Below are 13,086 nucleotides of genomic sequence, written 5' to 3'. Positions count from 1 at the left end.
CCTTAGGTAGATCACCTTAGATCATATCCTCGTCTTTAAGTCGAGGGGGTGGTTGTGTTCTATTCGAGCCCCCCATCTACATTCCGGATGGTACCGAATTCCCCCTATGATCAGCGGGATACCCACCCCTTGCCAAAAGTTCATTCTGCCTCGCAGGGAGTCAGATGTATAATTCTGGTACAGGCTACCCCAAAAGGAGTAGCTATCGAATAAGTTCAGCCTTTTTCAATGCGTTAGCTTACATAGCCTAACGCAAGGCGGAATTTCCCCGCCCGGTCGGCAGCTTCGGCATCACGTCGCGCATGCAGCAAAGCTTTGCTCGACCCACGCAAAACCGCCATTTCTTCTGCCCGCGACTCGCGCTGCACCGGCTATCGCTGCGGTCAGGCCCAGGGCAGCGCCATTCTGCGGTTGCCCAATGAAAATTGTGACCCGATTCGCAAGCGAGCCCGCCATGCCTTCGCGCTTGCACCAACCACGTAATGCGCCGCAGCATTCGTGAGCGCCCATTTGCACTTTCGGTTGTACGGTAAGCTAACTTGCCGAATCGATCGCAGCTCGTCGTGGAGCCTCATCACGCCCGATGAGCTTATCCTTTCGCATAGCGCCGTGATCCGCTCGCGACCCTCGCCGAAAGACTGCGGCGAAGTATTCATGATCTATACATATGGGTTTTGAGTTCAGTCGACGAAAAGCAGGATAGGAGTTCTATCTCGCAACTTCGCCACCGACATCTGCCTGGGCTCCATGCCCAACCTGTGCCATCGGGGCTGAAACCTCCGCACCTCGTCATTACGAGCGCCCGGAGGTCGCGCGGCAATCCGGGAGCGGTTTACGCCACTCGGGATCCGGATGACAAACGGAGGGGAATGGGCGTCAGCGCTCTATGGCGCGAACGAGAACGAAGCCTTCGGCCGCTTCGGAAAATACCGTCGAGCCCCGCAGGCGCGCCAGGGCCTCGATCGTGATCAGCGAACGCTCGTCCGGAAAATCGCGGACCTGGCTTTCGAACATCGCGAAAGCTTCGAGCTTTCGTTGCAGGGTGCCGGCGATGTCGATGTGGACATTGGGCACGAAAGGCGGCGTCAAGGGCGCGGCGTACCAGTTGGTTTCGGACAAGGTCTCGTAGGCGAGAACGCGCGTCGGCACCGTGCGGTCGCGCGGCCGGGCCGCCACCATCGCCGCCAGGAAGGCAAGCTGGTGATCCTGGTGGATGTCGCCCAGGAACGGCACGAGAAGCGTGTCCGGCCGTACCGCGCGCACCACGCGCCCCAGTTCGGCGTTCAGCTCGGCGGCAGGAACGATGTCGAGCGAAGCTGCCGGAAAATCGAGCATGTGCACCTGGCTCACGCCGATATGGGCATGGGCCCGCCGCATCTCGGCCTGGACCCGTGCCACCCCTTCTTCGGAGAAGGCCGGCGGCCGTCCGCTGGTGACCACCACCACCTGCACGTCCATCCCCGCCTGCGCCATGCGCGCCATCGTGCCGCCGCAACCGAGGATCTCGTCATCGGGATGCGGCGCGACGACCAGGACCGTTCCGTAGTGATCGAGTGGCACTGTTATCCTTTCAGCACGGCATGCAGGGCCGGCGGCTTGCCCTCGGCAAGTTCCCAGTCGGTCAGTTCCAGCAGCCCCTCGCCGGTCTGGACTGTCAGCACCCCGTCGCGGCTGGCCATGATCTGTCCAGGAATGGCGTGGTGCCGCTCGCCGCCGTGCACCGGCCGGGTCGACCAGACCGTCAGCTTGCGCCCGGACACATGCGTGAAAGCCCCCGGATAGGGCCTCCCCACCGCGCGGACGAGGCGATCGATCGCAGGCGCGGGCTCGCGCCAGTCGATCAGCCCATCCGCAGGGGTGCGCTTGGTGGCCCAGGTGGCATAGCGTTCGTCCTGCGTCTGTCGCGGCTGCTCTCCGGCCGCCAGCCGGGGCAGGACACTGCGCAACATCGCGCGCAAGGCGTCCATGTGCTTGTCGTAGAGCCCCTGTGCCGTCTCATCCCGCGCGAGGTGGAAATAGTGCTGCGCCAGGATGTCGCCGTCGTCCGTCCCCTCGGCGATCCAGAACAGGCTGGAGGCGGAGATCGGCTCGTCCAGCAGGATCGTCCAGGGAATCGCGGCGCGTCCGCGCAGGCGCGGCAGCGGCGCCGGATGGTAGCCGATCGCGCCCTTCGCGGCGATCGACAGGAACTCCGGGCCGACGATCTGCGACCAGCCGACCACGAAGACATAGTCCGGCCGCTCGGCGCGAACCATCTCCAGCACCTCGGCATCGTTGGTGCGCGCGATATGCGCCAGCCTCGCCCCGGCCCTCTCCGCGAAAGGCGCCATGTCGACGAGATCCGAATGGCGCCCATGCAATTCGGGCGGCAGCGTGCCCACCAGGGTCAGATCCCACTCGGCCGCCTCGGCCAGTTCCTCGACGAGAACCTGGGTACTGCCCACGGCCCCGATCACGACAGCACGCATCGCCCCTCTCCCCCGATCTCAGCCCGCCACCGCCCGTGAGGCGCCCGTGGCGCCTTGCACTTGCGGCCCCATGCTGGCGGGCGCGGGATCGACGCCGGGCGCCGGGTCGGAGCGGATCGTGGCGGGTTCGTTCCAAGGTTCGCGCAGGAGGTCCATCTCGTCCAGAAGCTGGTGGTTCACCTTGCGGACGTCGTAGATCTTCTCGGCCAGATCGCGCGATCGGGCGGCCATGCTGGTCACCAGCGTCGGAGCCTCGATGAAGCGCTGCATCGCGGCCTTGAGCGCCCCCGCATCGCGCGGCGCCACCAGGAAGCCGTTCTCGCCCTCGATGATCGGTTCGCGGCAGCCGGGCATGTCGGTGGTGATGATCGGACGGCCCGTCGCCATCGCCTCCAGGATCGTGCGAGGCAGCCCCTCGCGATAGTAGGAAGGCAGCACGAAGACCGAGCAGCTCGCCAGATAGGGCCGAACGTCGCTGGTGCCGGGAATGAACTGCACCGGATACTGGCGCGCCAGCCGGGTGCATTCCACTTCGTCGATCCCGGTGGGATTGTCGCGCTCGTAGTGGCCGAGCACGCAGAACTCCACGTCGGGGTGATCGCGCTTGAGCTGCCGCGCCGCCTCGACGAACTCGTAGATGCCCTTATCGCGCATCAGGCGTCCCACCAGCAGGAAACGCAGCCGATTGCGCGGCAACGGTTCCAGGCGGAAGCGTTCGAGGTCGATGCCCGAACCGGGCACCTGGATCACGTTCTGGCGCGGCGTGACGATGCCGAGGTCGATCATGTCCTGCCGGTCGTCGGCATTGAACACGAAGACACCGCGCGCCCGGCGCACCGCTTCCCGGTAGAGCCGCGTCACGGCCCAGCGCAGGCCCTTGCGCGCCCCGCTGTCCTCGCTGAAGACATAGCCGAGGCCCGACATCAGCGCGAAGAAGCGCGGCACGCAGAGCATGCGCGCGGCGATCCCGCCGTAGATGATCGGCTTCTGCGTATAGGCCAGGACCAGGTCCGGCTTCTCGGCCATCATCAGCTTGACGTAGGCGGAGAGCAGGGCCGCGTCCTTGATCGGATTCGTGCCCGTGCGCGCCATCGGCACGACCCGGAACCCGATCCCCCATGCGGCCAGATCCCTTTCCACCGCGGCATTGCCATCCGGCGCCACGGCGACGACCTCATGCCCGTTCGCCTTCAATTCGCGAAGCAGCGCGCCCCGGAAGTTGGTGAGCGAATAGGCAAGGCTGGACAGGACAAGTATCTTCATTGCGTGATCGAGCCCCAGGCTGGACGGGGTGGCGTCGCAAACGCGGCCCACGCGAGGCTCACGCCCCCGCGTGTTCGCCTCATCCCGTTTCGTCCTGAATGATGGCCCTCGAACCGCCGATCGCAAGCGACTAATCGGCTGATAGCCCTTCGAGATACCCGGCGGCGATTAAGGGATGGGTTTCCTCCGCCCGGCTCGCTCCCTTTGGATCAGCCCCATGTCCGACAGTCGAAGGCGCGACCTATTCGCAAGAGTATCGGCAATTACGGTTGATGGCTTCATGCACAAGTGCGTGTGCCGGAAATGGTCAATAGATCATGAAGGGACAAGGCCGAACGCGGCCAGCCTGCTTTTTTCCGGCCCCCGTGAATGGGTTCCGACGAGACGGTCCAGAGGGACTGACCAAACGGATGGACCGGAAAGAGTGCTGGGACAATGCCGCTCCGAATTATCAGGACCGACCGACGGATCCGATGGGAGCGGCACTCTGGGATGCTTGGTCCAGGAAGCTGAAAAGCGAGAGCTGAGAAGGTCGACGCAATGAGCCATACCGCGACAGGAAGCAGTGCCTCGGCCATCCCGGTCGATGCTGCGAACAGGTTCCTCAAAGTGCGCAAGTTCGGGGCGGCGGGCCCTCGCTCCCGTTCGTCCGCCGCGCAGTTCAGCCTGCGCCGCACCTTCCGCAACACGGTGCTGATGACGATCGACTTCTTCGTCCTGGCGCTGACCCTGGGGCTGGCTTTCGAACTGATCGGCAAGACCGGGTTTCCCAAGTCCGACGGGCATCTTGGCGCGATTGTGTCCTTCGCGCTGGTGGTGATCGGCATCTTCTACACCGCGGGCATTTATCGCCGCAGCTGGCGCTATTTCAGCTTCGCCCATGCGATCCAGCTGGCGATGCTGACCCTGCCCGCCTTCGCGCTGGCCTGGGTTGCGATCATGATCGTGCCGGGGGTGCGCGCCGAACGCTCGCAACTGGTGGAGATCGCGCTGGCGCAGTGGCTGTTCGCCATGACCGCGCTGTTCTTCGTGCGGGGCGCCCGCCGCGCCCTTCGCGAGAAAATGAGCCAACCCGCCAAGGCCCTTCCCACCCATGTGGACGGCAAGAACCTGCGCGGCGCGCTGCTGGTCGGCTCGCCGGACTGGGCGCTGTCGATCATCGAGATGGTCAAGCGCGAAAGTTCGCCCAGCTTCACGGTCACCGGCGTCCTGCTGCCCGTCGCCAACGATACGCTGCAACAGATCGCCAATGTCCCCGTGCTGGGCAGCCATGACGACCTTGCCCACGCGGTGGAGACGCTGGAACTCCAGGGCCGGCGCCCGGCGCTGGCGATCGCCTGCGACGACGGCACCGACTTGTCCAACCGCGAGATGGCGCGGCTTACCTCGCGCGCACGCAACCTCGGCCTCGAACTCTCGCGCATCCGCGACGGCTGGAGCCATATCCTCCAACGCAACCACGGCGCCTCGCCCGACGAGCTGTCGGTGAAGGACTTGCTCGGCCGCAGCGAATTCACGCTCGAAGGAGAGCAGATCACCAGCCAGATCACCGGCAAGTGCGTGCTGGTGACCGGCGCGGGCGGCACGATCGGCGGCGAACTGTGCTGGCAGCTCGCCAGCTTCCGTCCCTCGCGCCTGGTGCTGGTAGAGCACAGCGAATACCACCTCTACGCCATCGAGATGAAGCTGCGCGAGCAGTATCCCGACCTCGACGTCCAGCCCGAGCTTTGCAACATCCGCGAACGTGACGAAGTGCGCCGCGTGTTCGAACGCCACCGGCCGGTGATCGTCTACCACGCCGCCGCGCTCAAGCATGTGCCGATCGTCGAGGCCAGCCCTTGCGCCGGCGTGCACACCAACATCCTCGGCACGCGGATCGTGGCCGACGCGGTCTGCGAGTTTTCGGCCAAGGCCATGGTCCAGGTTTCCACCGACAAGGCGGTGAACCCGGTGGGCATGATGGGCGCCACCAAGCGCGTGGGCGAACTCTACAGCCAGGCGCTGGACATGTGCGGCGTGGACGATCCCGATGCTCCGCGCTTTATGACCGTGCGCTTCGGCAACGTGCTGGGGTCGAGCGGCTCGATCGTCCCGCTGTTCCACCGCCAGCTTCGCGAAGGCCGTGCGCTAACGGTGACCCACCCGGACATCGAGCGCTTCTTCATGACCGTGCGCGAGGCGGTGCAGCTGATCCTCCAGAGCAGCTCGGCCGCGCTCAGCCAGAACTCCCAGCGCGGCACGATCTTCGTGCTCGACATGGGCAAGGCGGTGCGCATCGTCGATCTCGCCTATCGCATGATCCGGCTCTACGGGCTCCAGCCCGAGATCGACGTGCCGGTGGAATTCGTGGGCCTGCGCCCCGGCGAGAAGCTCTACGAGGAACTGTTCGACATCTGCGAGGAGCAGCTTCCCTCGGGCATCAAGGGCATTTTCGAAGCGCAGTCCAAGCCGATCCCGCTGCCCTTCATCTCGCGCAGCATCGACCGGCTGGCCCGCGCGGTGGAGCTGGGCGACCATACCGAGGCCCGGCGGATCACCCATACCCTGGTCAAGGTGCCCAGCGGCAGCGCCGGGTTCGGAGTGGTCGAGAACCCCGGCATGAACCGCCCGCAGGACGCCGGCGAGCCGGTGAAGGCCTGACCTTCTTCCCTTATCCCTTCGAAGGAGAATACATCCGTGAACCTGGCATCCCCGCCCGCGGTCGAGGATTTTTCCCCGACGTCGGAAACGCTCGAACCCGCGCCGCCGCAGCCGGTCCGCAGCCACTGGCCGCGCCACGAACCGGATGAGATAGAGGCCGTCGCCCATGTCCTGCGCTCGGGCAAGGTCAACGCGCTTGTCCATGGCGAGCAGAACCGGGAGTTCGCGGCGGAATTCGCCCGCTTCGTCGGCATGCCCGAAGGCATGTGCCTCGCCAACGGCACGCTGACTCTGGAAGTGGCGCTGCGCGCGCTGGGCGTGGGGCCCGGCCACGAGGTGATCGTGCCGGCCCGCAGCTTCTTCGCAACGGCCAGCTGCGTGCTGGCGGTCGGCGCCCTGCCGGTCTTCGCCGACATCGATCCGGTGAGCCAGAACATCGATCCCGCCTCGGTGGAACGGCTGGTGACGCCCGCGACGCGGGCGGTGATCTGCGTCCACCTGGCAGGCTGGCCCTGCGACATGGATGCGCTTGGCCGGATCTGCGGCGAGCACGGGCTGCATCTGATCGAGGACTGCGCGCAGGCCCACGGCGCCACCTGGCGCGGCCGCCAGGTCGGCTCTTTCGGCGCGGCCTCGTCCTTCTCGTTCTGTACCGACAAGATCATGTCCACCGGCGGCGAAGGCGGGCTGCTGCTGTTCCGGGATCACCAGGCCTGGCTGCGCGGATGGGCTTTCAAGGACCACGGCAAGAGCTTCGCCAAAGTCATGGAAGGCAAGAACACGGGGGCCCAGAACACGGGAGTCAGGAACACAGGAAGCGCCGGTACGCCCGGCGCCTTCCGCTATATCCACGACACCCCCGGCTCGAACTATCGCATGACCGAGATGCAGGCCGCGCTCGGCCGCTGCCAGCTTGCTAAGCTGCCGCGCTGGCTTGCCGCGCGTCGGCGCAATGCAGAGACGCTGCTTGACGCGCTGGCTGACGTGCCGGGGCTGATCCTGCCCGAACCGCCCGCCGAAGTCGGCCACGCCTGGTACAAGTTCCATGTCCGGCTGAGCGGTGACGCGGAACAGGCGGAGCAACGCCGCCGCGCGGTGCTGGCGACGCTGGTGGCGCGGGGAATCCCGGCGGGCAGCGGTTCCTGTCCCGACATGAGCCGGGAACACGCCCTGTCCGGCCTGCCGATCCGTCGCGATGGGCAGCTGGCCAATGCCGTGGACCTGGGACGCCGGACGCTGATGTTCCCGGTCGACCATACACTCGAAAGCGCCGACATGCTGCGCATGGCCGAGGAGATCGGAACGGCAATGAGGGAGCCGAGTACGCGATGAAGCCCAAGGATTGGCAGCCCAGCTTTCTAGTCATCGGCGCGGTCAAGGCGGCCACGACCTGGATACAGGCCCGCCTCCAGGATAATCCCGCGATCTTCATGCCCGATCCCGAGCCGCACTACTTCAGCGCCGGATACGATCGCGGCGCCTCATGGTACCGCAACTTCTTCGCGGACCGCCCGAAAGATGCCCTGGCGATCGGCGAGAAATCGGCAGACTATCTGGCCCATCCGCTGGCCGCGCAGCGGATCGCCCGCGACCTGCCCCATGCCCGCCTGGTCCTGCAACTGCGCAATCCCATCGACCGCGCCTATTCGGACTACAAGATGTTCTACCGGCGCGGCACCATCACCGGCGCCCCGGAAGAATACCTGCGTTCGCTCGACAATCCTTATCCGCGCTTTCTGCAGGACGGGCTCTACGCACGCCATCTCGCACGCTGGTATGACCTTTTCCCGCGCGAGCAGATTCTCATCTACCTCTACGACGACGTGACCGTTCAACCGCAGCGAATCGTCGAAGCGGTGTCCGGCCATATCGGCGTGCCGCCAGTGTTCCGGTCGGAACGGGCCTGTGCGCAGGAAAACAGCAGCCGCTCCGCCATCCTGCCCCTGTCGCTGCGCAAGGCGCTGGCCCCGCTCAAGGACACCGTGCGCCCGCTGCGCGGCACATCGGTGTTCGAGAATGTCCGCTCGCTACTCGCCCGCGAGATGGTCTACCCGCCCCTGGTGCCGGGGCTGCGCGAACACTTGCGCGATTTCTACGCCCGCGATGTGGAGACGCTGGAGGCGATCTGCGGGCTGGACCTCACGCGCTGGAAGACAGCCGCCCGCAGCGCCGCCTGAAAAGGTGGAAGACACCCGTCGTCCCGGACTTGATCCGGGACCGCTGTCAGTTCTTTAGGCGCAGCCTTTCGACGAGCCCCAGCCACGTTCGAAAGGTGGCGCGGCCTTGACAGCGGTCCCGGATCAAGTCCGGGACGACGGTTCTTTCAAGCGCTGATCAGTCCACTTCCAGCAGGGTCGGCGCGCCCATGCCGTTCATGAAATTTGCCAGGTTGCGGTGGAGATTGATCACCTTCTGCTCCTGGTGCGGATTGGGCAGCGGGCCGCGGAAGCCCCTGGACTTCATGCCCTTCTGCACGAACTGCATGTTCGAGAAGTCCTGCGCCAGCACCGAGCCCCAGTTCTCGCCGATCGGATCGGCATAGACCCATTCCGTTTCCGGTGCCTCGCCATCAGGAAAGCGTTCGAGGGCGTAGCTTTCGAACACGCACTTGTCCGGATCGTCGCCATAGGGGCGCACGCGGTAGCAGAGAGCGAACGTCTCGCCGTGGAGGATGTTCTGGTTGGGGAACAGGCCCCAGGCGAGGCCGCCCTCCTTCTTGATCTCCGGCGGGACTTCCGGCCAGATCACCCCGCGCGCGGCATCGTCCGCCCGGGCGGACTTGAGCCAGTGGGCGATGATCTCTCCCGGCGTGGCGGTTTCGGGAAGCTCGTCCACCAGGCGGCTGGCGGCGTTCACCAGCGTTTCGGTGGAGGCGGAGTAGTTCACCGTCTCGTAGTTTTCGCGGATGAGTTCGTAGGTCGAAACGCGGGCGTCGTCACCCTTGCCGGCGCGGGTGGTGCCGGCGCTTTCGCTCATCTGGAACTTGCTGTCGCGGGTGTCGTAGCTGGAGACGGAGTGCAGCCCGTACTGCTTCGACAGCGCATAGTAGTCGCCATAGGCCAGTAGCTGGGTATGCGTGCCGGCAACGTGATAGGGTTCCAGGAAGGCCTCGATCGCCGTCTTCCAGTTGCAGTCGTAGATCGCCCACTGGCGCCACTTGTAGTGCATCCCGGCCAGGTCGAAATGGTCGAGGATCTCGCCCGCGCGGCCCATCCATTCCTTCAGCGGAACCGCATCGGGGTCCATCGAGATATAGATGTAGCCGCCCCAGGTATCGACCTGAACCTCGGACAGGCAGGTCATCTCCGGCGTCAGCTTGTTCTGCCAGTCCTGCGGGTCGAGGATGTAGGTGTTCTGGCCTTCGAGGTCGAAGGTCCAGCCGTGGAAGCCGCAGATGAAATTGCGCCGGTTGCTGCCGCGCACGGAATGGACCTTCCCCGGCAGCATGTCGGGCACCGAAACCAGCTGTCGGCCGCGATGGGGGCAGACATTGTGGAAAGCGCGCAGCGAGCCGTCGTCCTTGCGCAGAACAATGATCGATTCGTCGGCAACGTTGTAGGTCAGCCAGTCGCCCGGATTGGGCAGATCGCTTTCGCGCTCCACCATTTGCCAGATCTTCGGCCAGAGCAACGCCTTCTCGGCCTGAAGGTAGTCCTTCGACAGGAAGGCGGTGGTGGGATAGGTGGCGAGGCGTTCCTCGTCCATGTCCCGCGCAGTCAGAGTGTCGTTCCGACCTGTACCGGTTTGCAGCTTGCCCGTTTCTTGCACGTGGCCTCTCCCGTTATCAACAGGACTGTTCATTAAGCCATCGCGCCCGCTGATTCCAGCGGCAGCACGCCTCCAGCGCAACGCCGGGGCGATACGACGAAAAAGGGAGGAAGCGCCGCGGCGCCCCCTCCCCTTCGTGATCTCAGCGGATCGGCTCTGGATTACAGACCGATAACGCCCCCTATCGCTCACAGAGCGATAACGCCACCATCATCCTTGGTGATTGCCACGATCGCCGAACGCGGACGTACGGTCGCGCCCGCCGATCCGGCCTGGCTGTCGGGCCAGTGGCTCGAAGGCGCCGCCGGGGTGCCGTCCTCGCCGGGATGCTGGATGCCGACGAACATCGTGCGGCCATCCGGCGTGGTGTCGATGCCGGTGATCTCGCACTGGACCGGGCCGACCAGGAAGCGACGCAGGTTGGCTGCCGTGGCCGCAGCGCCGATGATGGTCGCCTGGGTGGCGGTGGCGCCGCCCGAGCCGGTGTTGGTGATCGTCTTCGCGCCGCCGTCTCCCACGCGGCCGGGGATGGCCGCCAGCAGCATGCAGTTCGTGCGATCGGTCAGCGCGCCGTCGTCGGTCTCGATCCAGAGCACCGGATTGAACTGCCCCGCCGGGTTGGTGCTGCGCGAGAAGAACGCGCCGTCAGGGCTGGAGAAGTCGTTGTCGGCAGTCAGGCCCGAGAGGTTGACGTTGGCACCGGCATCGGCCGCGTCGGCGCCGAACAGGTAGATGTCCCACTTGAAGGTGAGCGCGGCGGTATTGTCGCCGTCCTCGCGCAGGCGGACGATGTGGCCGTTCGGGTTGCCGTACTGCGCCGAGTTCGATGCGCCCTTCGGGTCGTTGTAGTGACGCGGGTTGGCGGCATCGGTGCCGGTGAGCGGGCGCCCTGCGGCATTGTTGTTGGTGAGCGTGAGGTAGATTTCGCCGGTCACCGGGTTGCCGGTGGTCCATTCCGGGCGGTCCATCGGCGTTGCGCCCACGGCATCGGCGGCAAGGCGCGGATTGACGAGGATGTCGGCCTGGTCGGCGAAGACGTATTCCGGCGTGGAGCCGGTCGCAGGACGGTTCGGCACCGATCCGAACACCAGCGGCAGCCACTGGCCCGAACCGTCGGCATTGAACTTGGCGACGTAGAGCGTGCCGGCGTCGAGGTACTTGTCGCCCATGGCAAGGCGGCTGGTCGAGGCGGCGTCGGCAGCGGCGTAAGTGGCCGAGGACACGAACTTGTAGAGGTATTCGCGGCGCGAGTCGTCGCCCATGTAGACGCCCAGCTTCTGGCCGTCCACGGCGCGAACGAAGGCGCCTTCATGACCGAAGCGACCCAGTGCGGTACGCTTGCGCGGCGTGGACCTGGCGTCGAACGGATCGATCTCGACCACCCAGCCGTACTGGTTGGGCTCGTTGCGGTAATCTTCGGCAGCGGTGGCGCCGATGATCGTCGCGTTCCACTTGGTGTAGATCGAGTCGGTCGAATTGGCGAAGGACCAGGCATAGTTGCCGGTGCGGCTGGTGACGCCGTAGCGCGACAGCGCGGTCAGTTCGCGGGCGCTGCGCTTGGCGTCGTCGGCCGCGTCGCGGCGGAAGTAACCGGCCCAGTTTTCCTCGCAGGTGAGGTTGGATGCCCAAGGGGTGTGGCCGTTGGCGCAGTTGTTGATGGTGCCGCGACCGGTGGTGCCGTTGGTGGAATAGGCGGTGGCGAGCATGGCCGAACCGGCGGCCGGACCGTGGAAGGTCATCGGCGTGTTCGGGGTGATGCGCCGGTTGAAGCCGCTGGTGGCGACGTAGGACCACTTGCGATTGCCGGCATCGACATATTCCGACACCGAAACGCCGTGCGCCTCGATCTCCTTGAGCGCTTCGGCGGCAGGGCGCGGGCCGGTGGAGACGTTGGTCGGGCCGTTCGGGTGCAGGTACTGCACGTTCAGGTTCTCGTGGTTCTGCACCATGAGGCCGCGCGTCGAGCTGTTGTCGTCACGACCGCCCGCTGCCGACAGGCCGTAGAACTGGAGCGCGTCGCCATGGTCGCCGATGCGCTGGGCGAAGTTGCCGTCCGAACCGTCGTTGGCATAGGCCGATACGCCGGTGGCCAGCGGATCGCCCAGGCGGGTCATCACGGTGACCGAGTAGCCGGTGGGCACCTTGACCACATCAGCAAGGCTGTGGGCGACGGCGGTGAAGCCGAGCACCGCAGGCGACACGCGCACCGTGGTGGTGGCAGTGCGCACTTCGCCGGTCACGCTGGTGGCCGAGAAGGTGAAGACCAGGTCGCTCGCGGCGCTGACGGCCGGGGCGATGAAGCTGACCGAAGAGCCGGTCCCGGTAAGCTGCACGGTCGTGCCCGAAGTCTGGGCCCAAGCCGTGGCGAAACCGCCGAAGCCGTTCTCGGGGCTGCCGGTGAGCGTGACGACGCGGCCGGCGCTGGTGGCGGCATTGGCGCCCGCGCTTACCGAAACCGTGTCCTCGTTGTCGTCGTCGCCGCAAGCCGCCAGCAGCCCGGTGCCCATGAAGGCCATGGTGGTGGCGCCGGCGCCGCGGAACAGTGCCTGGCGACGGGAATAGCGTTCCGCTGCCATGCTCTCCAGCGAGCGCTCGGCAGTGGGATTGGTATCGACATCGCCATCGGTATAGCCGTTGGCGGGAAGCCCTTCAGTCATGGTTGTGCCCTGTTTCCTGTGACAATCGCACAGGGGTAGCTAGGGGCGCTTCATGGCAATTGAACGCAAGATCGATGGCAGTTCGATGTCTGTTTCACGACAACCGCACCACTTCGGTTCAACCGGCCCATCGACCCGGCCATTGCGGGCTCTTAGAGGCTTTTGAAAAATGCCTGTCGGCATTTTCGATGCGGCACCGGCCCTCTCCCCCACCCTGCCACCCGACGGTAGTATTCTGCGGGTGGCAGGGTGGGGGAGAGGGCCGGTGCCGCAAAATTCGCGTTTCGCGA

At 65.6% G+C, this 13,086-nt stretch carries 8 protein-coding genes; 3 read left to right on the top strand and 5 right to left on the bottom strand.

From position 1 onward, the window contains the following. Positions 1-876: 876 nt before the first annotated feature. The 3 genes from ACI3K3_RS18000 to ACI3K3_RS17990 are packed head-to-tail and all read right to left on the bottom strand — an operon-like array spanning position 877 to position 3,731. Positions 877-1,560, bottom strand: a complete 684-nt coding sequence (locus ACI3K3_RS18000) for a PIG-L deacetylase family protein (RefSeq protein ID WP_404916125.1) — start codon at positions 1,558-1,560, stop codon at positions 877-879. Between the two features lie 2 nt (positions 1,561-1,562). Then, complete coding sequence (locus ACI3K3_RS17995; protein WP_404916123.1) at positions 1,563-2,468, bottom strand: methionyl-tRNA formyltransferase; 906 nt, start codon at positions 2,466-2,468, stop codon at positions 1,563-1,565. Positions 2,469-2,486: 18 nt separating this feature from the next. Then, positions 2,487-3,731, bottom strand: a complete 1,245-nt coding sequence (locus tag ACI3K3_RS17990) for a glycosyltransferase family 4 protein (RefSeq protein ID WP_404916121.1) — start codon at positions 3,729-3,731, stop codon at positions 2,487-2,489. Between the two features lie 540 nt (positions 3,732-4,271). On the opposite strand from ACI3K3_RS17990, the gene ACI3K3_RS17985 reads away from it, so the two are divergent. From ACI3K3_RS17985 to ACI3K3_RS17975, 3 genes are read left to right on the top strand one after another with little or no spacing between them, the layout of a single operon-like run. Further along, positions 4,272-6,371, top strand: coding sequence for a polysaccharide biosynthesis protein (locus tag ACI3K3_RS17985; RefSeq protein ID WP_404916119.1), 2,100 nt, complete (start codon positions 4,272-4,274; stop codon positions 6,369-6,371). 36 nt (positions 6,372-6,407) lie between these two features. After that, complete coding sequence (locus ACI3K3_RS17980) at positions 6,408-7,703, top strand: DegT/DnrJ/EryC1/StrS family aminotransferase (RefSeq protein WP_404916117.1); 1,296 nt, start codon at positions 6,408-6,410, stop codon at positions 7,701-7,703. Then, entirely contained in the window at positions 7,700-8,548 is an 849-nt protein-coding gene (locus tag ACI3K3_RS17975) for a sulfotransferase family protein (protein WP_404916115.1), read from the top strand. Before ACI3K3_RS17980 ends, ACI3K3_RS17975 begins: the two co-directional genes overlap by 4 nt. 157 nt (positions 8,549-8,705) lie before the next feature. Here ACI3K3_RS17975 and ACI3K3_RS17970 read toward each other — a convergent pair whose 3' ends face one another. Together ACI3K3_RS17970 and ACI3K3_RS17965 are read right to left on the bottom strand one after the other, a co-directional pair. Beyond that, complete coding sequence (locus ACI3K3_RS17970) at positions 8,706-10,076, bottom strand: SRPBCC family protein (protein ID WP_404916153.1); 1,371 nt, start codon at positions 10,074-10,076, stop codon at positions 8,706-8,708. Positions 10,077-10,327: 251 nt separating this feature from the next. Beyond that, complete coding sequence (locus ACI3K3_RS17965) at positions 10,328-12,796, bottom strand: alkaline phosphatase PhoX (protein WP_404916113.1); 2,469 nt, start codon at positions 12,794-12,796, stop codon at positions 10,328-10,330. Positions 12,797-13,086: the final 290 nt, after the last annotated feature.

The organism is Novosphingobium sp. ZW T3_23, from assembly GCF_044987305.1.
Taxonomy (GTDB): domain Bacteria; phylum Pseudomonadota; class Alphaproteobacteria; order Sphingomonadales; family Sphingomonadaceae; genus Novosphingobium.
This window is presented reverse-complemented; position numbering and strand designations above follow the sequence as displayed.